Origin of the sequence: Blautia sp. HCN-1074 (assembly GCF_037890165.1) — a bacterium.
Taxonomy (GTDB): Bacteria; Bacillota; Clostridia; order Lachnospirales; family Lachnospiraceae; genus Blautia_A.
In genome coordinates this window covers 18908-36384 of the sequence record NZ_JBBKBP010000027.1, presented here as the reverse complement: position 1 = coordinate 36384, position 17477 = coordinate 18908, and the positions used below count along the sequence as shown (strand labels likewise).

Below are 17477 nucleotides of genomic sequence, written 5' to 3'. Positions count from 1 at the left end.
TTATCCAGGCGGATTCGCTGTTCCTGGTCTTCACCTTCATTAAGTACAACCTTACCTCCGGCTGTCTTCAGCTTAATGAATAAAAATTTGGTTTCGTCTGCTTCGCTCATGCTGCTGTCAGTTGATGTGGACATCTGTGTTACCGTTCCATCATCGTTTACTGTGATATCACTTGCATATATCGTATATGAAGACAGTATCGGTGATGTTGTAGTAATGGCAGCCATTGCTACAGACATAATTCGTTTCATCAAATTGTTCATCGTCCCACTCCTCCTTGTTTATTATATTTTCGCTTCCAGCGAATGAGGTTAATCGCATAACTCTTTAAGGATTGGAGGAGTTTCTATCCGGAGCAAGGCTTCGAATAGATATCCAGCAAACCTTGTATCCGATGCAATTTGATATTTTTTGCATGACGGAACCCCGCCTGCTTCACACGGCATATTCTTACCGCTATATTTATTATGCAAAATGAAAAGAAAAAAATAACATTTTTTTAAAAGAGAGTTGGAATGAAATTTTGCCGGGATTTTTGGCTTGAAATCTTTTAAGATGTGCATAAAAATAGTTACAGGAATCAGAAACAGTACAGCAAAGAAAATTGACCGCCAGAAAGTGTCATTACCTCTCTAACATCTTTCGGCATCATCAATCAAGGAGGACTTTGCTGTATGTTATTACTACTGATTCCTGTAACTCGATGTCAATTTGAAAAAAAGTATTAACGGTTTCCCGTCTAATAATAGTATGCAAAATAATTTAAAAAGTGTAACACTTTTTGAAAAAAATATTTCAAAAAAATACAGAAGCCAGAAATGTGCAATTTTAGCACTTTTGCTGGTTTCTGTCGCTGGCTTCTGTATCTTAAAGGTTAAAATATTATCTGCACTAATAGTATGCAAAATAAAATGGAATACGTAACGCTTTTGGAGAAAAATTTAGAATTCTACTTTGTACAAGTTACGATTTAATAATTCTACTTTGTACAAAAGTAGCTTAAATCATTCTGCTTTGTACAAGATATAAGTTAAATAATTTAACTGTCATGTGTACAAAGTTTTCAATATGTTGGTAAAATCCGCTATAAAATAAACATTTTACCGACATGCATTGTACACGTTTGAGTTAAATTGACATAAAGCAAAAAAGCCTGCGCATTTTTTGCACAAGCTTTTTGCTTTATATTAGCTAATTTAATTTTAGAATTACTGTTTTATAATATTTATAATAACAACTTATATACAATTTGCTATTATGCAATCCAATTCAGGAATTTCTTTTTTGACAGATATTAATTTTTCATTTTTAAGGAAACAATGTCTGGAATAGGCGGTTGTACAAATTTCATTTCTGGTTGTATTAAAGAATTCATAATTAAATTCAAGGGAAATTCCATTATATTTTTTAATACTGACACGAACCTGTAATTCATCGTCAAAAAAAACCTGCTTTTTGTATGCGACAGAAATTTCTACCACTGGAGAAATAACTCCCAGTTCTTCCACTTTTTTATAGCTGAATCCCATCTGATTCATATAGCCGATTCGGGCTTCTTCCATCCACTTTACATAATTGGAATGATGAATGATTCCCATCTGATCAGTTTCATGATATTGTGCTTTTCTGCAATAAGTATATGTTTTTAGTGATTCCATAAGTTTCCTCTTTTTCTATTATTAGGTTTTTAGGTTTAAAACCGGGTTCATTAATGAGTGATCATGAAGGCTTTTTTACATAGTTCAGAGGATCCTGATTTACGCCATTTACTATCACTCCAAAATGAAGATGCGGACCTGTACTGTTTCCTGTACTTCCCACATATCCAATAATATCCCCTTTTGATACCTTATCTCCGACACTCAGCTTTGGATTAAATTTGGACTGGTGCATATATTCTGTGATAAGTCCCTTACCATTATGATTTATCTTAGTATAATATCCTGCACCGCCTGAAGCAGATGGTGATAACATAGCAACAATCGTTCCTGAGGCCGCAGCGTAAATAGGTGTACCCGTTGGAGCAGGAATATCAATTCCTTTATGGTTAGTGGAACCAATTCCGCCTGGTGACTCACGATATCCGAAATAGCTGCTGATATAAGAATAACCGGAGCTTAATGGCCATCTAAAAGAAACACCATTCTGATATCCAGGGATCAGAACTCCATTTTCTCCGACATAATTATCATCATCAATCCACTGACTTGTAGCCAGAACACCTGTAGAAGAATTAAGATAATACTTCTCTCCGTCTACTGAAATCCATCCGGTTTCTCGTTCACACGTCGACGGATTCATATAATATTTTTTACCACTTACGGTCAGCCAGCCTGAAGCAAGTACTCCATTTGACTCTGAATAATAATGGAAACCATTCTTAGTAAACCATTTACTACAGGAAAGTTTTCCATCGGATTCAAAATAATATCTTTTTCCTGAAGAAGCTTTCAGAATAATATCGTCATAACGAATGCCATTTGTTTTTTTGAAGTAATATTTATGACCATTGATTGTTTGCCATCCTGTAAGTAATTTACAGTCTGATTCACGAAAATAACGGTAATAGGAATCTGGTTTATAAAAGCCTTTGACTAACTTACCATTTGAACCGGCATAATAATAAGAACCATCCGTTTCTTTATACCACCCACTTGTGACAAGCTGACCTGTGTTTCGGTTAAAAGAATACCAGGATCCTTTAACTTTCAGGCGGCCTTTGGCCATCGTTCCATTTGCCTGAAGGTAATAAGTAGAGTTTCCATTTTTACGAAAACAGTTCTTATACATTTTTCCTTTTTCACTGAAACAATAATAAACATTATTGACTTTATGGAAACCGGCTCTTATTGCTCCGTCATTCCAGAAATAGTATTTATTTCCAGCTGCTGTGGTAATCCAGCCAGTGTACATATATCCTTTTTTCGCATCAAAGAAATAGGTCTTTCCATTGACTGTCTGCCACCCGGTAAGCATTTTTCCTTTGGAGTTAAAACAGTATTTTTTTCCACTGATTGTAAGAATTCCGGCCTTTGCTGCCCCTGTTTTTCCAAAATAATATTTATTTCCGGCAACACTCTGATACCATCCGGTAGCTTTTTTGCCGTTTTTGTCATAATAATACCAGCTACCATTTTTCATTACAAAACCTGTTTGTTTCTTGGTGGTTGTTGCTGCTTTAACTGATACCGTAGAATATTGTGTAATTCCTCCACAAAAAATAAGTGACAGAATAAACAGAAAAACCGGTAAAATAAACTTTTTTTTCTTCATATTACTCTCCTGTCATATATGATCTGAAGCATAATCTCAAAACCATAAAATAGATTCACCGAGAATGATGGTAAAAGGACCGTCATTCTCAAGATCTGCGTGATTTACACGTTGAATCAATAATTTCATTTATTTTTTTCCTGTGTATTTTTAAATTCGAGATATTTATTTTTCAAAAAATGCCACCCTCTTTTTATATATTTCCATATAACCTGCAAAATCTGTAAGATATATTTCCATATAAGCATAACAAACCTGGAAAATGGATTCCATATCTTCATAAAGAAATTATTCCGTTTTTCCTCAAGCTTTTCAGAGGATAATCTGTGAGACTCTTCTTTGCGAAATGGAATCGCCTCACCTGTTTCTGTATCCAGACAATCTATGTTTACGTAGGTTTCTTCTTCTACTGGCATTTTTCTGTCAACTAATGAGTGGTCAATCAGCCTCCATACCATAGCGTAAAGTACAGCAAAAACAGGAACTCCTGCGATCATACCAGGAATGCCAAAGAGTCCGCCGCCAATTAAGATGGCAACAATAACCATGAAACTGGAAAGTCCCGTGGATTCTCCGAGAATCTTTGGACCGAGAATATTTCCATCAAACTGCTGAAGAAGCAGAATGAAAATAGCAAAATATAAACCTTTGATAGGATCTACTACCAAAATCAGGAAAATACAAGGGATAGCTCCGATATAAGGTCCAAAAAACGGAATAACATTTGTCACACCGATAATAACACTGACCAGAATTGGAAATGGCATATGCAAAAGTAACATTCCGATATAACACAAAACGCCAATGATGGCAGAATCAAGAAGCTTGCCGTATATGAAACCGCCAAAAGTTTTATGAGTGAAACGCATAGAATGAATGAGTGTATTTGCCCATTTGTGCGGCAGTATGGCATATACAAGCATTTTACTTTTGGCAACAAATTTTTCCTTATCTGTTAATACATATAAAGCAACGATTGCACCGATCAGAAAGTTCTTCATGAAAATCAGGATATCAAAAATACCGGCAGAAACATTTTTTAGCATATCCTGCATTTGTGGTAGAATGTTGGTGGTAAGATAATCCTGTGCTTTTGTGGAATACTGATTGATCATGTCAATCATATCAGAATTCATATTCCATCCATGCTCCACAAAGGAATTAAGCCATTTTTCAATAACTTTCACATAATATGGAAAGCTGTAAATAATGCTCATGATACTTCGGATCAACTGTGGAAGTATCATCATAATTAATGCATAAATAATGACCCAGAATAAAAACATAGAAAAAAGGACACATGCCCATCGAATGGCTCGTCTTCCCTTCTTCTGTAACTGGATATTGTGTTTTTCAAGCTGTGGATAGATCAATTTCTGTTCAAAAAGATTTATCAGTGGACTGAGAATATAGGCTAATATCACACCATAGATAATAGGTGCCATGATTCCCAAAAATGTTTTAATACCCACAATAAGGGTCTTCATATGAAAGATGCCATAATAAAACAGCATACTGGCGGCAATTACCAGAAAAGCCGTCACACCCCAGTGTAAATAGCGGTTATCCCAACGAAACTTCATAACGTCCTCCTTTTTATTTAACATGGTACGATTATAACATTTTTTTTAAGGAATGTCTCTTGATTTTATGAAAAATTAATATATAAAAAAATATTTGTGATACTGAGGACAAAATAGTTGCTGTTCACTCCGTTCTCAGTATCACAAAATAAACAATAACTCAAATATTTTAAACTACACATAAATCATAATATAGCTCCTGGAATAAGTATACATAATATAGTTATGGTAAATGTGATATTTAAAAAATGAACAGTAAAAAAGAACAGCTTGCTCATTTAAAGAGATTCATTTAAAAAATCTTCAATCAAAAATCTTTAGCTGAGCTACTGTTCTTTTTATTATATAAGAGTTTTATTATTTTTTCATAGAATCAAAAATCTCAATTGCCTGAATGATTGCCTTAGCCGCACCATCAATGCCAAGTTTACTACTGTCCACACAGAGATTATAGCTTGCAGCAGCGCCCCATTTTTTGTTTGTGTAGTAGTTATAATAACTGGAACGGCTCTTATCGGTCTTGTTGATCATATCTTTTGCTTCTTTTGCCGTTTTGTTGTGTTTCTGAGAAAGACGGCTGATTCGCCAGTCTGTATCTGCATGTACAAAAACACTGAAGCAGTCTTTGTATTCTGCCAATGCATAGTCTGCACATCTTCCGACCATAACGCAAGGACCTTCTGAAGCCAGTTTCTTAATTGCGTCAAACTGTGCAAGAAATACTTTATGATTCATCGGCATATCAGTAAATCCTGAAGAGGAATATCCAAAGGAATATGTATCCATTACCAATGAATATAAAAAGCTGTTGGTAGGTTTCTCGTCATGATTCTCAAAAAGTTCCTTGCAGATACCACTTTCATTTGCAGCATGTTCAAGAAGCTCTTTATCATAGCATTTAATACCGAAATATTTGGCAACTTCCTGTCCTATCTGTCTTCCGCCACTGCCATATTCACGACCTATTGTAATAATTGAACTTGTACTGTTCATAATCTACACTCCCTTCTGTTATGGATTCAATAGAAATATTATACAATACTTTTGCGGAAATGCAAACTATTTTCGCAATTTTTCTAATAATTTAAGAAAGTATTCAGGTAAAGGAGCTGTAAATTCCATATATTTACCAGTGGATGGATGAACAAAGCCGAGAATCATTGCATGAAGTGTCTGTCCTTGTAAATGATAAGGATTTTTCCCTGAACCGTATACTTCGTCGCCAAGCAGAGGATGCCCGATACTTGTCATGTGTACTCGAATCTGGTGTGTTCTTCCTGTTTCCAGGCGGCATTCCACATAGGTGGCATTTTTAAAACGTTCTAACACTTTATAATGTGTAACAGCATCTTTTCCGTTCTTATAGTTAATAGACATTTTCTTTCGGTCAACCGGATGACGTCCGATCGGACCTTCAATAGTTCCTTCATCTTCTTTTAAAACACCTGCCACGATTGCACGATATCTACGCTTAATAGAGTGCTCTTTTAGTTGCTCTGCCAGGTCGCGGTGAGCATTATCATTTTTACATACAAGAAGTGCACCAGTGGTATCTTTATCGATTCTGTGGACAATTCCGGGACGCAGAACACCGTTAATGCCGGACAGATTATCTTTGCAATGAAACATAATTGCATTTACCAGTGTACCAGAAGTGTGTCCGGCACTTGGATGAACGACCATTCCCTTTGGTTTATTTACAATAAGCACATCCTCATCTTCATAAAGAATATCCAGAGGAATATCTTCGGGAAGGATATCCGGTTCTTCCATATCCGGAACTTCCAGGGAAATATCGTCCTGATCCTGAACTTTATAGTTAGCCTTTACAGGAGAACCATTCACCATTATTTTCTGCTCTTTAAGCAGTTTCTGAATATAAGATCGTGATAATTTTTCATTTTTTTCAGAAAGATAGAGGTCAATCCGAATACCGGACTGACCGTCAGAAACGTGATAATTAAGAATTTCCATAGTATTATTCCTTTTTTATTCGTAAAAAATCATAATCTTCATCGTTTTTGTATTTAAAACATACCAATATGATAAGCAATACGCCGCTGCATACAACGTAGATATCGGCCACGTTAAATACAGGAAAATCAATAAGTGAAAAATAAATAAAATCTACCACATAGTCTCTGAATACTCTGTCAATAAAATTTCCCAAAGCCCCAGAAACCATTATAAGAGAAGTTATAGTAAGAGGCAGATAATAGGTATTTCGTGGAATCCGAGCATATACATAGGCAAATACACCAAAAAATAAAAGACACAAAATCACAAATACTGGGATTTTACCTTCAAACAGACCAAATGCCATTCCACGATTTTCAAGATAATGTAGCTGAAGAACTCCGGGAATAAGATTTATATCAGGTCTACCTTTCAGATAAGTGAGAACCAGATACTTACTCCCCTGATCCAGAATTGTCAGCGCAAAGATGGCAATACAGCCTAGAAGCCAATGCTTCCAGGCTGGTTTTGTTGAATTTATGCTCATACGAGAATCTCCCCGATTGCCTGAAGTAATTCGTCGTCTGTAACTGTTTTGTCAATAAAACTTTTACCAATTCCGTCCATAAGAATAAATTTGATATGTCCGTCTTCCATCTTCTTATCTTTCTTAGTTGCTGCGAGAATATCTTCGGCTTTCAGTAAATCGACGGAAAGAGGCAACTTATAAGAAGAACATCCATTTCGAATCTCTTCATATTCGTGTTCAGTCAGCAATCCTCTATTCATGGAAAGACAGGCAGCCGCAATCAGACCGATACCGACACACTGTCCATGAAGCAGCTGAAAATCTTTGAGTTTCTCTACGGCATGACCAACTGTATGACCAAGATTTAGAAGAGCACGTTCGCCCTGCTCTTTGGGATCTCGTTCTACTACACCAGCCTTAATTTCACAACATCTGCGAATCATTTTAGAGAGTATACCTAAATCCAGTTCGCTGATTGTCTTTTGATTCTGGCATACAAAGCGGAAGAAATCGCCATCGCAAATCAGACCTGTCTTAAGAATCTCGCCCATACCACAGGTAAATTCACGTTCTGGAAGAGACTGTAAAGTACTCATATTCATATATACAAGACGTGGCTGATGGAACGCTCCTACCATATTTTTATACTGAAGAAAGTCGACTCCGGTTTTACCGCCTACACTACTGTCGACCTGGGCAAGAAGGGTGGTAGGAACCTGAATAAAGTCAATTCCTCTTAAATAAGTTGCTGCACCAAAGCCAGTCAGATCACCTACAACTCCACCACCTAATGCAACCAGAAGACCTTTACGATCCATTTCGTTTTCAATCAGAGTTTTATATAATTCCTGTACAGTAGATAGGTTTTTATTCTTTTCACCGGCTTCAAATTCAAAAGAAAATACACTTGAAGAGATTTCTTGAAAAATTGTTTTGACGGAATCAAGATAAAGTGGTGCTACATGACTGTCTGTTACGATACAGATTTTTCGTCCATCCAGTCCTTCTTCTTTAAGTGCACGGGCAAGATTTTTAAAGTCATTTTCGAAATAAATAGGATAATGAAAATCTCCTTCTCGTTTCACAAGTAATTTCTGTTCTGCCATTTTCTCACTCTCCTTTGATAACTTAAATTGTATAAATATAAAGAATAACATCATCTGCCAATGTACCGACACTAATCTAAAAATGACTTGTTAAGTACACTACGGCATTGTTAAGTGTTATAAATAACTATTGAGTAATTATATATAACGTAAAATGCGGACACCGCATCTTCCCTTTTTGGTCTGGTGAGACATACCATCAAAAATAAAACGTCCCTTTCCTCGTACAGAGATGATATCACCCTCTTTGGGTTCATATCCATTGGAAGTAATCAGTTTTCCATTGACAAAAACCTGTCCTCCTTCGATATAAGATACCATACTGCTTCTGGAAGCTTTAAATGCAAGTGAAATCAATGAATCTAAACGTACAGAAGCACAGGTACCATTAATAGCTTCCAATTTTGGGCGGGGAAGTTCATCAGGGTCGTCTACTTTTGTAATTAAAATATTTGTATGGCGGACACGGCACAGATTATCAAGAAAGAAGTCCGTCATTTTATTCTGGCAGAAAAACCAGGCAGCCTTTTCCTGAACAACAATATCACCAATCACACTTCGCTCTATTCCAAGATTAAGAAGTGCTCCGAGATAGTCACGATGTGTGAGAGACTCGGAAAATTTGATTGCTTTTGGCTCTATTTTAAGGCAGTCAATCGGATATTCCCATGTAAAAGCAAGAGCATCAGGATGAAATGCCACCATCTGACGCTCCGCATTTTCATAGCCCCCGAAAGTTTCCATAACAATCTGGGGAAACTGACGTTTCAGGCTACTGACCATATTCTGCTCATTTAAATTAAGAAAATCCGAAAATGTAACGATATCTCTCTGATAGGAAAGATTAGCTAATTCCCGGATTCTCTTAAGAAAAAATTCGTCTTTTTCCATTCGGGGATTAGTAGCCTGCTCTTACTGACGGAGCAGATCCTCCCAGAATATTCTGAAGATCACCGGTGATATCTACATTGTACGGTCCAAGTACAAAGATATAGCTTGATACTTTCTGAAGGCTTCCGCCTAAAGAATAACATGCACCAGATGTGAAATCGATGATTCTCTGTGCCAGTTCAACATCAATTCCCTCCAGATTTAAAATTACTGTAGAATTATCTACTAATGTGTCTGCAATCTCACGTGTATCTTCCATAGAAGAAGGCTTAATAACACAGACTTCCATATTTGAACCCTGGTTTGATTTACGGCTGCTTCTCATTGGAGTAATCTTAGAAGATGCAGCAGGACGTGTCTGGCGTTCGGCGCGTTCCTGCTTAACCGTAACTTTTGACGGAGCCGGAGCTGTCTGTTTCGGAGCGGATGCCTGTTTTGGAGCTGTTTTTACTGATTTTTCCTCTATTTCATCAAAAGCGTCATCCTCATCGGCCTCTTTCTTCTTAGAGAACTTATCAAAGAATTTCTTCTTAGGTTTTTCATCAAAATCCTCATCAAGAAAATCTTCATCATCCTCTTCATCTAACAGATCATCATCTAAGAATCCATCATCATCGTAATCATCATTTAATTTGATGGCATCTAAAAATTTATCTAAAACGCCCATTTTATTCTCCAATCTTTTTTTAGTCTTCTTTTATTGAGTAATCTCTCTCGCCAAAAATACCCGTTCCCACGCGTACCATAGTGGCACCTTCCTCAACTGCGACCTGATAATCATTTGTCATTCCCATACTCAGGACGCTCATATTAACATTATTAATGTTTTTGGCCGCAATGTCAACACTTAATTTCTTTAATTTCTGAAAAACTTCTCTATTTTCTTCAGGATTTGCTACAAATGGAGCAATTGTCATGAGTCCCATCACTTTGATATGCTGATAAGAAGAAATTTCCTCCAGAAATGGTAATACCTCTTCGGCAGTAAGGCCAAACTTGCTCTCCTCTTCCGCTACATTTACCTCGATTAAAACAGGCATACAGATTTCTTTTTTTGCAGCTTCTTTTTCAATGGTTTCTGCCAGACGGACAGAATCTACAGAATGAATCATGGATACCTTATCAATGATATATTTCACTTTATTTCTCTGTAAGTGTCCGATCATGTGCCACTGTACATCAGAAGGCATCTGATCATATTTATCCATAATTTCCTGAACTTTATTTTCTCCAAATACGCGGGCACCCGCATCATATGCTTCTTTGAGCAGTTCTACAGGTTTTGTTTTGCTGACTGCAATAAGAGTTACCTCCTGAGGAGAACGCCCGGCAGTTTCACAGGCATTTTCGATATTTTTCTTTACAAGATTTAATTTATCAGCTAACATGTTAAGCCTCCTTAATTAGTATAAAATGTCTTCTTCTTTTACTTTATCTGCATTTCTTACAATATGGTCATATCTTGCAAGACCATAGGAAGTGTTTTTTGAGACAATAGCATATTCTTCGTTTTGGTCAAGTATTTCAATACGGCGGAAAACAGCATATCCTTTATTGATACAGTAAACACCCTCTAAAGTGTCTGTTTCACCGATGATATATTTTTCTCCGGTATCCGGGTCAATAAGCGCATCTCCTTCTTTAAATGAGCTCTTGTCAATATAATAGATCATTGGCTGATCTTCTGATCCGTCGGTTGCCAGTTTGGAAACCGATGTATCTTCTACACTTGCATATATACTTACACTTTTAAATGTTCCGGAATCTTTGTTTCCAGATGCAAGCATAAATCCTGTTTCATTATTCTGGGTTGTTGCCATTCTGGATGGGACAACATAAAAATCTTTGGTCACAATAGAAGATAATGGTATCTTTAATCCAACTACTGTATTCGTTACAAGTTCAATATCAAGAAAGCGGTCAGAAGCATAACGGATAAGTCCCTTATTAAAATCAATCTGTCCATATTTCCCACCGTCTATCGTGATAATGGAAAAATCTCCGTTTTGTGTCATGTCATCTTTCAAGAATTTGACACGTATAGTTGAGCGGTCTTTCAGTTTCTCTGCCTGTTTATCACTTAGTGGAATCAAGAGGCTCCAGCGCTCATCTGTAATAATTGTGTAGACATCGTCTCCTGACTGAACAGAATCAGATGTCTTTAAATCTGTTTCATGATAAGAATTCTGATCGAAATCCTCAGCAGTCACAGTATCTATTGTTTTTCCTTCATAATTATCTGTAGAATATAAAATAATTCCATCTGACTGTGACTGGCATATCGACTCATTTCCGGCATATACATTGCTGTTCGTGATGTTGTCTTTACCACTGCTGTCATCACTTTCGTCATATTCATCAGATGTAAGCGGAGCTGAAGAACTGTTTTCAGACTCAGCATATTGAAGAATGTTTCCCTTCAGTTCATATTTGAAACTGTAAGTATTGTTAAATTTGCTGGAATTGAATCCCTTGGAAAAACTCATCATATCATTTCTGATCTTTAATAGTTCTTCCGTAGCAAGAGAAGCTGTGGATGTGGATTTTTTTGTACTGCTTAAACCATAAACAGCTCCGGAAGCATTGATTTTACTGCCCTCTCTCGCGTAATAGGTAATATACCCGGAAGAAGGCGCTGTACATACCGTTTCCTCACGAATAGCAAGTCCTGTATACGTTTCATTGCGGGACAGTGGTCCTGATGTTACCTGATAAGATTCAATGTGGGTAGTTGTAAAGTACAAGATAGCGCTGAATGACATATAAATAAATAAGATACCGAACATAATAGTACCAATATTCAGACCTGCAACCTTACGTAACCTGGCGAGAATTCCAGGCGTTTTTTCCTGTTTTTTATATTTATCAGACAATGAAATGTCTCCTTTGATCATGGAATCTATATAGAATGTAAATTATTTCTGTTACGGAAAGCTGTCGTCTTTCCATAATTTCCAAAATATTGTAACACTTTGTTAAGTTAAAAACAAGTTTATTCATAAAGAATTCACAGGAAAGTGCTTGCCATAGCTGTTACTAGGAACTGAGTGTGCGGTAATAACTTGTTACTGTTCACTGGTAATATCCCGCGAGGTGTTTTTTGTGAGCGAAGGTCACAGAAAACCCGAGACATACCGCGCGAATTTATGCGATTAGCATAAATTCTGTGCATCGCGAAGCGTGTTGCTGGGAACGGAGTGAACAGTAACAATAACTTTAAAATAAGAACGTATTTTCAGAATATAAGTTTGCTTTTCGTAATGAAATATGATATTATAAATGTAACTCTTTTTACATCAATTATATAGAACTTATATATAGAACTTACCGGTAAATGGTAAGGTTGAAAATAGATAAGAAATTTATTAAACCGGCAGGGAGGTATAAATTATGGCATATGGAAGAATAACAGAAAAGCAGCAGGAAATTCTTGACTATATTAAGAATGAGATTCTTAACAGAGGTTTTCCTCCTGCAGTACGTGAAATTTGTGAGGCTGTAAATCTGAAATCCACTTCTTCTGTGCATTCACATCTGGAGGCACTTGAAAAAAATGGATATATTCGCAGAGATGCAACGAAGCCGCGCGCAATTGAAATTATTGATGATAACTTTAATCTGGTACGCAGAGAGGTTGTAAATGTGCCAATCGTTGGTACTGTTGCAGCAGGTCAGCCGCTTCTGGCAGTTGAGAATATCGAAGGGTATTTCCCAATTCCGGCGGAATTTATGCCGAATGAACAGAGCTTTATGCTTAAAGTAAAGGGCGAAAGTATGGTAAATGCCGGAATCTTTGACGGAGATCAAGTACTTGTAAGAAAACAGTCTACTGCTGAAGATGGAGATATTGTAGTTGCTCTGATCGAAGATGGAGCTACTGTTAAGACTTTTCATAAAGAAAAAGGTTACTATCGTCTTCAGCCGGAAAATGATGCAATGGATCCTATTATCGTGCAAGGGGAATTACAGATTCTCGGCAAAGTATTTGGCGTATTCCGTTTATATCAGTAATTGTGTTAGGAAATTGTCTGAGTTTTAGTTTGAGATGTGGTATAAAAATACATATATTTATCATTTATAAAAGCATGAGACAGATATAGTATAAAAATACATCTGTCTCATGCTTTTTTGAAATTGAGAAATTATATAAATTCCTAACACCGTTTTTATTTATTTTTCAAGAAATTCGTTAATGTCCAGGATTTTGCCATCTCTCCAGATTCTTTCGAGATCGTAAAAAAGACGGTTCTCTTCATCAAATACGTGGACGATCATATCGCCGTAATCCATAAGAACCCAACTGGAGTTTCTGGTTCCCTCAATCTGTTTTGCTTCAAATCCGGCTCTGCCAAGTGTTTCATCTACATTGTCAACCATAGCCTGAACCTGATTCTGGTTGGAAGCACTTGCAATTACAAAATAATCGGCAATTACAGATACTTCATGGATATCTATCACCTTAATATCTTTTCCTTTTTTCTCATCAAGTGCGTGGCAGGCAAGTTTTGCCATTTCAAGTTCTCTGTTCATGGAAACAACCTCTCTTTCTATCTGCTTTTGTAACTGTTCAATATCTTCATGATCAACAGACTATTGAATAGCTACATATATCTTCTCTAATAAATATTTATATCAGTAATCTGTTCTCCCTGTTGTGCTGTCCCCTATATGTAAAACTCTGCCAGTCGAGACAATTTATACTCAGGACTGTCTTTTCATATGCAGATCCCTGTAATACAAGAAGGCATCTTTCGTAGCATTATCAATATCTTTCGGATTTTCCTCCAGATAAGCCAGTGTATCAGCCAAAATCTTATACATACATTCGTCAAGATCCTGAAAAGCCAGTTTACGTACAATTGCAAGATTAGGAGCTTTATCACGTTTTGGTTCAATATAATCAGCAATATAGACGATTTTTTCCAACAGTGTCATCTCCGGCTTTCCGGTAGTATGCCAGGTGATGGCAGAAAGAATATTTTCATCTGTAACATCATACTTAGCCTTAGCTACGTAAGCTCCAAGCTTGGCATGAAGTAAAAAAGGATGTTCCTGTTCGAATTCAGATACCGGAATGTGATGCTGGCTGCACATTTTCAGCTTCTTTTTGTTCGGAATACATTTTGCACAGTCATGGAGCAGTCCGGCAGTCTGGGCTGTGATCAGATCACAGTCATGAACCATGGCAAGTGCTGCACATGTAAACATAACTCCCAGCGTATGTTCATAACGATCCTCATCCAGATATTTTGCTAATTTTTTCTGCATTTTTATAAAATCATACTCTGCCATTAGAAGATCATCCTTTCTTTTCGGTCAGACTGTAAATCTGGTTTTCTCTGATATATTCAATCACCGGATCAGGAATATAGTAACGCACACTTTTATCTTCGCTGATCCAGTTTCTGAGCATTTCGCTGGACACATCAAGGTTTGTGGTATTCAGAGTCAGAAATGTGCCATTATATTTAAGCGAAAGACGGTTCATTTCTGCTTCGAGCTCTGCGATTGTGGAATGATTTCTTACAGCAGTTACCAGAATACAGTTTCTGCAGATCCTTTCCGGTTCACGCCATGTATCAAAGTCATACAGGGAGTCTGCGCCGATTATAAAATAATAATCAGTATCCGGATTCTTTTCTTTTAGCATTTCCAGTGTATGATAAGTGTAAGTATAACCATTTTCATGCATTTCAGTCAGCGACAGTTCAAAATGAGGATTTCCGGCAATCGCCCTGCGGACCATTTCAACTCTTTCTTCATCTGTGGCACGTCCCTGACGGTTCCTCTTGTGAGGCGGATTTCCGGAAGGCATGAACAGTACCTTTTCCAGCCGGAACTGTTCGTATGCTTTCTCTCCCAGAATCAGATGCCCCATGTGGATGGGATCAAATGTACCGCCCATAATACCAATTCTGTGTTTGATGTCAGCCATAAAAAACTCCGTATTATTTTCTAGGTAATTCGATTTTTTTCTTTTCGTTTTTGCCTTCGCGGTATAAAACAATTTTCTTGCCGATAACCTGTACAATCTGGGAACGTGTACGTTCTGCCAGAACCTCAGCCATCTGGCGCGGATCTTCCAGGCAGTTCTGGAGAACACTGATCTTGATCAGTTCTCTGGCTGCAAGCGCCTCATCTACAGCAGCCGTGTTCTCAGGAGTAAGACCACCCTTTCCAAGCTGAAGGATTGGATCCATTGTCATTGCAAGACCTTTTAAATAAGCTCTCTGTTTACTTGTCATTTTTATTTTCCTCTATTATTCTCTGCAAACGGACAGAATCATCCGTTTTACCACATCTGTTTCATTATTGAAATCTATTTATAGTAATCAAAATCAAATCCGTACATACGTACAGTATCGCCTTCCTGAATGCCTGCCTTCTCAAGTTCTTCCAGGATGCCTCCCTCTTTCAGGAATTTCTGGAAGAATGCAAAACCTTTCTCAGAGTCAAGGTTTGTATATCCGAGCATTTTCTCAATCTTCGGACCTTCAACTACGAAGATGGTCGGATCTTCAGGACTCTGTACCACGGTATATGGAAGATTTTCACCCATAAGCATATCTTCCGGGAAGAACTCCTGCTCAAATACAATCGGTTCCTGTTTACAGTTATCGAGAAGCTCTTTTACATGGAATAAGAGTTCTCTGACACCCTGTCCACTGACTGCGGAGATTGGATAAACCTGAATACCTTTCGGCTCAAATTCAGCTTTTAGTTTATCGATCGGACTCTCTTCGCCGTCTTCCGTATAGATACAGTCAATCTTATTTGCTGCGATCACCTGCGGTCTTGCAGCAATTTCAGGATTATAGGCTTCCAGTTCTTTGTTGATCTTATAAATATCATCAATTGGGTCGCGTCCTTCTGTAGATGCGGCATCTACGATATGGATAATGACTCTGGTACGTTCGATATGACGAAGGAACTCGTGTCCGAGTCCTACGCCTTCAGAAGCACCCTCGATCAGTCCAGGAATATCAGCAATTACAAAACCACCATTTTCAGTATCGACAACACCAAGATTTGGACTCAGGGTTGTGAAGTGATAGTTGGCAATCTTTGGCTGTGCGTTGGTGACACGGGAAAGGAATGTGGATTTTCCGACATTCGGGAATCCAACCAGACCTACATCTGCGATTACTTTCAGCTCCAGGAGAACTTCCAGTTCCTGCGCAGGCTGTCCTGGCTGTGCATATTTCGGAACCTGCATAGTTGCAGTTGCATAATGCTGGTTTCCTTTTCCGCCTCTTCCGCCTCTTAATACGATCTGGCGTTTATTTTCGCCGGACATATCAGCGATTACTTTACCGGATTCTGCATCCATGATAACAGTTCCTTCCGGAACTTTTAATACAACATCTTTTCCATCGGCACCATGGCAGCGTTTTTTGCCGCCTTCCTGCCCGTCTTCTGCTTTATATTTTCTTCTGTGTCGGTAGTCGCCAAGGGTGTTCTGGCCTTCATCTACCTCAAATATCACGTCTCCTCCACGACCGCCGTCGCCGCCGTCAGGTCCGCCATTCGGAACATATAATTCTCTGCGGAAACTTACATGGCCGTCGCCGCCTTTACCGGAGCGGATATAGATTTTCGCTCTGTCTGCAAACATATGACACACCTCTGTCCTTTATAATAATTATTTCTTATAGTAATCCTCTTAATTAACGCATTTTAGACAGTTCAACATGATTTCACGCTCTGATGGGCCGGATCAATGTGCATTATTTTCAAGGATTGCTATGGTTACTTTTATATCATATAACTCTTTTAATCTATAGCTATTTCACTATAAAAGAAAGGCTCCAAACCCATATTAGATTTGAAGCCTTCCGCTTAACCAGATTATTCTGCTTCTACTGGAACGATAGAAACCTGTTTCTTATCGCGTCCTTTTCTGGTAAATCTTACGACACCATCTTTAAGTGCGAATAAAGTATAATCTTTACCGCAACCTACGTTCTCACCAGCATGGATCTTAGTTCCGCGCTGTCTGTAAAGAATATTTCCAGCTTTAACAAACTGTCCGTCTGCTCTCTTCGCACCTAATCTCTTGGATTCGGAATCACGACCGTTCTTTGTAGAACCAACTCCTTTTTTATGTGCGAATAACTGAAGGTTCATTTTCATCATGTT

General features: G+C 37.7%; 19 protein-coding genes. 2 read left to right on the top strand and 17 right to left on the bottom strand.

Going from position 1 to position 17477, the window contains the following annotated elements; all coding sequences use genetic code 11:
- Positions 1–108 precede the first annotated feature (108 nt).
- Positions 109–309, top strand: coding sequence for a hypothetical protein (locus WKT11_RS17110; protein ID WP_207662551.1), 201 nt, complete (start codon positions 109–111; stop codon positions 307–309).
- A gap of 929 nt (positions 310–1238) precedes the next feature.
- Here WKT11_RS17110 and WKT11_RS17105 read toward each other — a convergent pair.
- The 11 genes from WKT11_RS17105 to WKT11_RS17055 all read right to left on the bottom strand — a co-directional run bounded on the left by WKT11_RS17105 (position 1239) and on the right by WKT11_RS17055 (position 12232).
- A complete protein-coding gene (locus WKT11_RS17105) occupies positions 1239–1658 on the bottom strand; it encodes an acyl-CoA thioesterase (protein WP_117677191.1) in 420 nt (139 codons plus the stop codon).
- Between the two features lie 61 nt (positions 1659–1719).
- Entirely contained in the window at positions 1720–3273 is a 1554-nt protein-coding gene (locus tag WKT11_RS17100; RefSeq protein ID WP_117677190.1) for a peptidoglycan DD-metalloendopeptidase family protein, read from the bottom strand.
- Positions 3274–3398: 125 nt separating this feature from the next.
- Positions 3399–4856 (bottom strand): AI-2E family transporter, encoded by a 1458-nt coding sequence (locus WKT11_RS17095; protein WP_117677189.1) that lies wholly within the window; start codon positions 4854–4856, stop codon positions 3399–3401.
- Between the two features lie 357 nt (positions 4857–5213).
- Positions 5214–5849 carry a cytidylate kinase-like family protein gene (locus WKT11_RS17090; RefSeq protein ID WP_117677188.1) on the bottom strand — a complete coding sequence of 212 codons (636 nt, stop codon included), beginning with the start codon at positions 5847–5849 and terminating at the stop codon, positions 5214–5216.
- 66 nt (positions 5850–5915) lie between these two features.
- The gene (locus tag WKT11_RS17085; protein ID WP_117677187.1) at positions 5916–6830 is read right to left on the bottom strand and encodes an RluA family pseudouridine synthase; all 915 of its coding nucleotides are present in this window, start codon (positions 6828–6830) and stop codon (positions 5916–5918) included.
- Between the two features lie 4 nt (positions 6831–6834).
- On the bottom strand, positions 6835–7359 hold the full coding sequence (lspA, locus tag WKT11_RS17080) for a signal peptidase II (RefSeq protein WP_117677186.1): 525 nt from the start codon (positions 7357–7359) through the stop codon (positions 6835–6837).
- Complete coding sequence (gene aroB / locus WKT11_RS17075) at positions 7356–8447, bottom strand: 3-dehydroquinate synthase (protein WP_117677185.1); 1092 nt, start codon at positions 8445–8447, stop codon at positions 7356–7358. The genes lspA and aroB overlap by 4 nt, the downstream gene beginning before the upstream one ends.
- Before the next feature lie 138 nt (positions 8448–8585).
- A complete protein-coding gene (locus WKT11_RS17070; RefSeq protein WP_117677184.1) occupies positions 8586–9338 on the bottom strand; it encodes a YlmH family RNA-binding protein in 753 nt (250 codons plus the stop codon).
- Between the two features lie 7 nt (positions 9339–9345).
- Positions 9346–10005, bottom strand: a complete 660-nt coding sequence (locus WKT11_RS17065; protein ID WP_117677183.1) for a cell division protein SepF — start codon at positions 10003–10005, stop codon at positions 9346–9348.
- A 19-nt stretch (positions 10006–10024) separates the two neighbouring features.
- On the bottom strand, positions 10025–10726 hold the full coding sequence (locus WKT11_RS17060; protein ID WP_117677182.1) for a YggS family pyridoxal phosphate-dependent enzyme: 702 nt from the start codon (positions 10724–10726) through the stop codon (positions 10025–10027).
- Positions 10727–10741: 15 nt separating this feature from the next.
- A complete protein-coding gene (locus tag WKT11_RS17055; RefSeq protein WP_340285239.1) occupies positions 10742–12232 on the bottom strand; it encodes an HlyD family efflux transporter periplasmic adaptor subunit in 1491 nt (496 codons plus the stop codon).
- 496 nt (positions 12233–12728) lie between these two features.
- On the opposite strand from WKT11_RS17055, the gene lexA reads away from it, so the two are divergent.
- Positions 12729–13349 carry a transcriptional repressor LexA gene (lexA, locus tag WKT11_RS17050; protein WP_117677180.1) on the top strand — a complete coding sequence of 207 codons (621 nt, stop codon included), beginning with the start codon at positions 12729–12731 and terminating at the stop codon, positions 13347–13349.
- 159 nt (positions 13350–13508) lie between these two features.
- Here lexA and rsfS read toward each other — a convergent pair whose 3' ends face one another.
- From rsfS to rpmA, 6 genes are all read right to left on the bottom strand, one after another.
- Positions 13509–13868: a ribosome silencing factor gene (gene rsfS, locus WKT11_RS17045; protein WP_117677179.1), complete on the bottom strand. Its 360-nt coding sequence runs from the start codon at positions 13866–13868 to the stop codon at positions 13509–13511.
- A 171-nt stretch (positions 13869–14039) separates the two neighbouring features.
- Complete coding sequence (gene yqeK, locus WKT11_RS17040) at positions 14040–14630, bottom strand: bis(5'-nucleosyl)-tetraphosphatase (symmetrical) YqeK (protein WP_117677178.1); 591 nt, start codon at positions 14628–14630, stop codon at positions 14040–14042.
- A 7-nt stretch (positions 14631–14637) separates the two neighbouring features.
- Positions 14638–15273 carry a nicotinate-nucleotide adenylyltransferase gene (gene nadD, locus WKT11_RS17035; RefSeq protein ID WP_117677177.1) on the bottom strand — a complete coding sequence of 212 codons (636 nt, stop codon included), beginning with the start codon at positions 15271–15273 and terminating at the stop codon, positions 14638–14640.
- A 13-nt stretch (positions 15274–15286) separates the two neighbouring features.
- Positions 15287–15583: a ribosome assembly RNA-binding protein YhbY gene (gene yhbY / locus WKT11_RS17030; RefSeq protein ID WP_008703127.1), complete on the bottom strand. Its 297-nt coding sequence runs from the start codon at positions 15581–15583 to the stop codon at positions 15287–15289.
- A 74-nt stretch (positions 15584–15657) separates the two neighbouring features.
- Entirely contained in the window at positions 15658–16953 is a 1296-nt protein-coding gene (gene obgE / locus WKT11_RS17025; protein ID WP_117677176.1) for a GTPase ObgE, read from the bottom strand.
- Between the two features lie 233 nt (positions 16954–17186).
- Entirely contained in the window at positions 17187–17474 is a 288-nt protein-coding gene (rpmA, locus tag WKT11_RS17020; protein ID WP_008703124.1) for a 50S ribosomal protein L27, read from the bottom strand.
- Positions 17475–17477: the final 3 nt, after the last annotated feature.

What these genes read in the sequence shown, in the direction of transcription:
- WKT11_RS17110 (WP_207662551.1), top strand. Translation starts at nt 109, where the DNA reads ATGCTGCTGTCAGTTGATGTGGACATCTGTGTTACCGTTCCATCATCG.
- WKT11_RS17105 (WP_117677191.1), bottom strand. Translation starts at nt 1,658, where the DNA reads ATGGAATCACTAAAAACATATACTTATTGCAGAAAAGCACAATATCAT.
- WKT11_RS17100 (WP_117677190.1), bottom strand. Translation starts at nt 3,273, where the DNA reads ATGAAGAAAAAAAAGTTTATTTTACCGGTTTTTCTGTTTATTCTGTCA.
- WKT11_RS17095 (WP_117677189.1), bottom strand. Translation starts at nt 4,856, where the DNA reads ATGAAGTTTCGTTGGGATAACCGCTATTTACACTGGGGTGTGACGGCT.
- WKT11_RS17090 (WP_117677188.1), bottom strand. Translation starts at nt 5,849, where the DNA reads ATGAACAGTACAAGTTCAATTATTACAATAGGTCGTGAATATGGCAGT.
- WKT11_RS17085 (WP_117677187.1), bottom strand. Translation starts at nt 6,830, where the DNA reads ATGGAAATTCTTAATTATCACGTTTCTGACGGTCAGTCCGGTATTCGG.
- lspA (WP_117677186.1), bottom strand. Translation starts at nt 7,359, where the DNA reads ATGAGCATAAATTCAACAAAACCAGCCTGGAAGCATTGGCTTCTAGGC.
- aroB (WP_117677185.1), bottom strand. Translation starts at nt 8,447, where the DNA reads ATGGCAGAACAGAAATTACTTGTGAAACGAGAAGGAGATTTTCATTAT.
- WKT11_RS17070 (WP_117677184.1), bottom strand. Translation starts at nt 9,338, where the DNA reads ATGGAAAAAGACGAATTTTTTCTTAAGAGAATCCGGGAATTAGCTAAT.
- WKT11_RS17065 (WP_117677183.1), bottom strand. Translation starts at nt 10,005, where the DNA reads ATGGGCGTTTTAGATAAATTTTTAGATGCCATCAAATTAAATGATGAT.
- WKT11_RS17060 (WP_117677182.1), bottom strand. Translation starts at nt 10,726, where the DNA reads ATGTTAGCTGATAAATTAAATCTTGTAAAGAAAAATATCGAAAATGCC.
- WKT11_RS17055 (WP_340285239.1), bottom strand. Translation starts at nt 12,232, where the DNA reads ATGATCAAAGGAGACATTTCATTGTCTGATAAATATAAAAAACAGGAA.
- lexA (WP_117677180.1), top strand. Translation starts at nt 12,729, where the DNA reads ATGGCATATGGAAGAATAACAGAAAAGCAGCAGGAAATTCTTGACTAT.
- rsfS (WP_117677179.1), bottom strand. Translation starts at nt 13,868, where the DNA reads ATGAACAGAGAACTTGAAATGGCAAAACTTGCCTGCCACGCACTTGAT.
- yqeK (WP_117677178.1), bottom strand. Translation starts at nt 14,630, where the DNA reads ATGGCAGAGTATGATTTTATAAAAATGCAGAAAAAATTAGCAAAATAT.
- nadD (WP_117677177.1), bottom strand. Translation starts at nt 15,273, where the DNA reads ATGGCTGACATCAAACACAGAATTGGTATTATGGGCGGTACATTTGAT.
- yhbY (WP_008703127.1), bottom strand. Translation starts at nt 15,583, where the DNA reads ATGACAAGTAAACAGAGAGCTTATTTAAAAGGTCTTGCAATGACAATG.
- obgE (WP_117677176.1), bottom strand. Translation starts at nt 16,953, where the DNA reads ATGTTTGCAGACAGAGCGAAAATCTATATCCGCTCCGGTAAAGGCGGC.
- rpmA (WP_008703124.1), bottom strand. Translation starts at nt 17,474, where the DNA reads ATGATGAAAATGAACCTTCAGTTATTCGCACATAAAAAAGGAGTTGGT.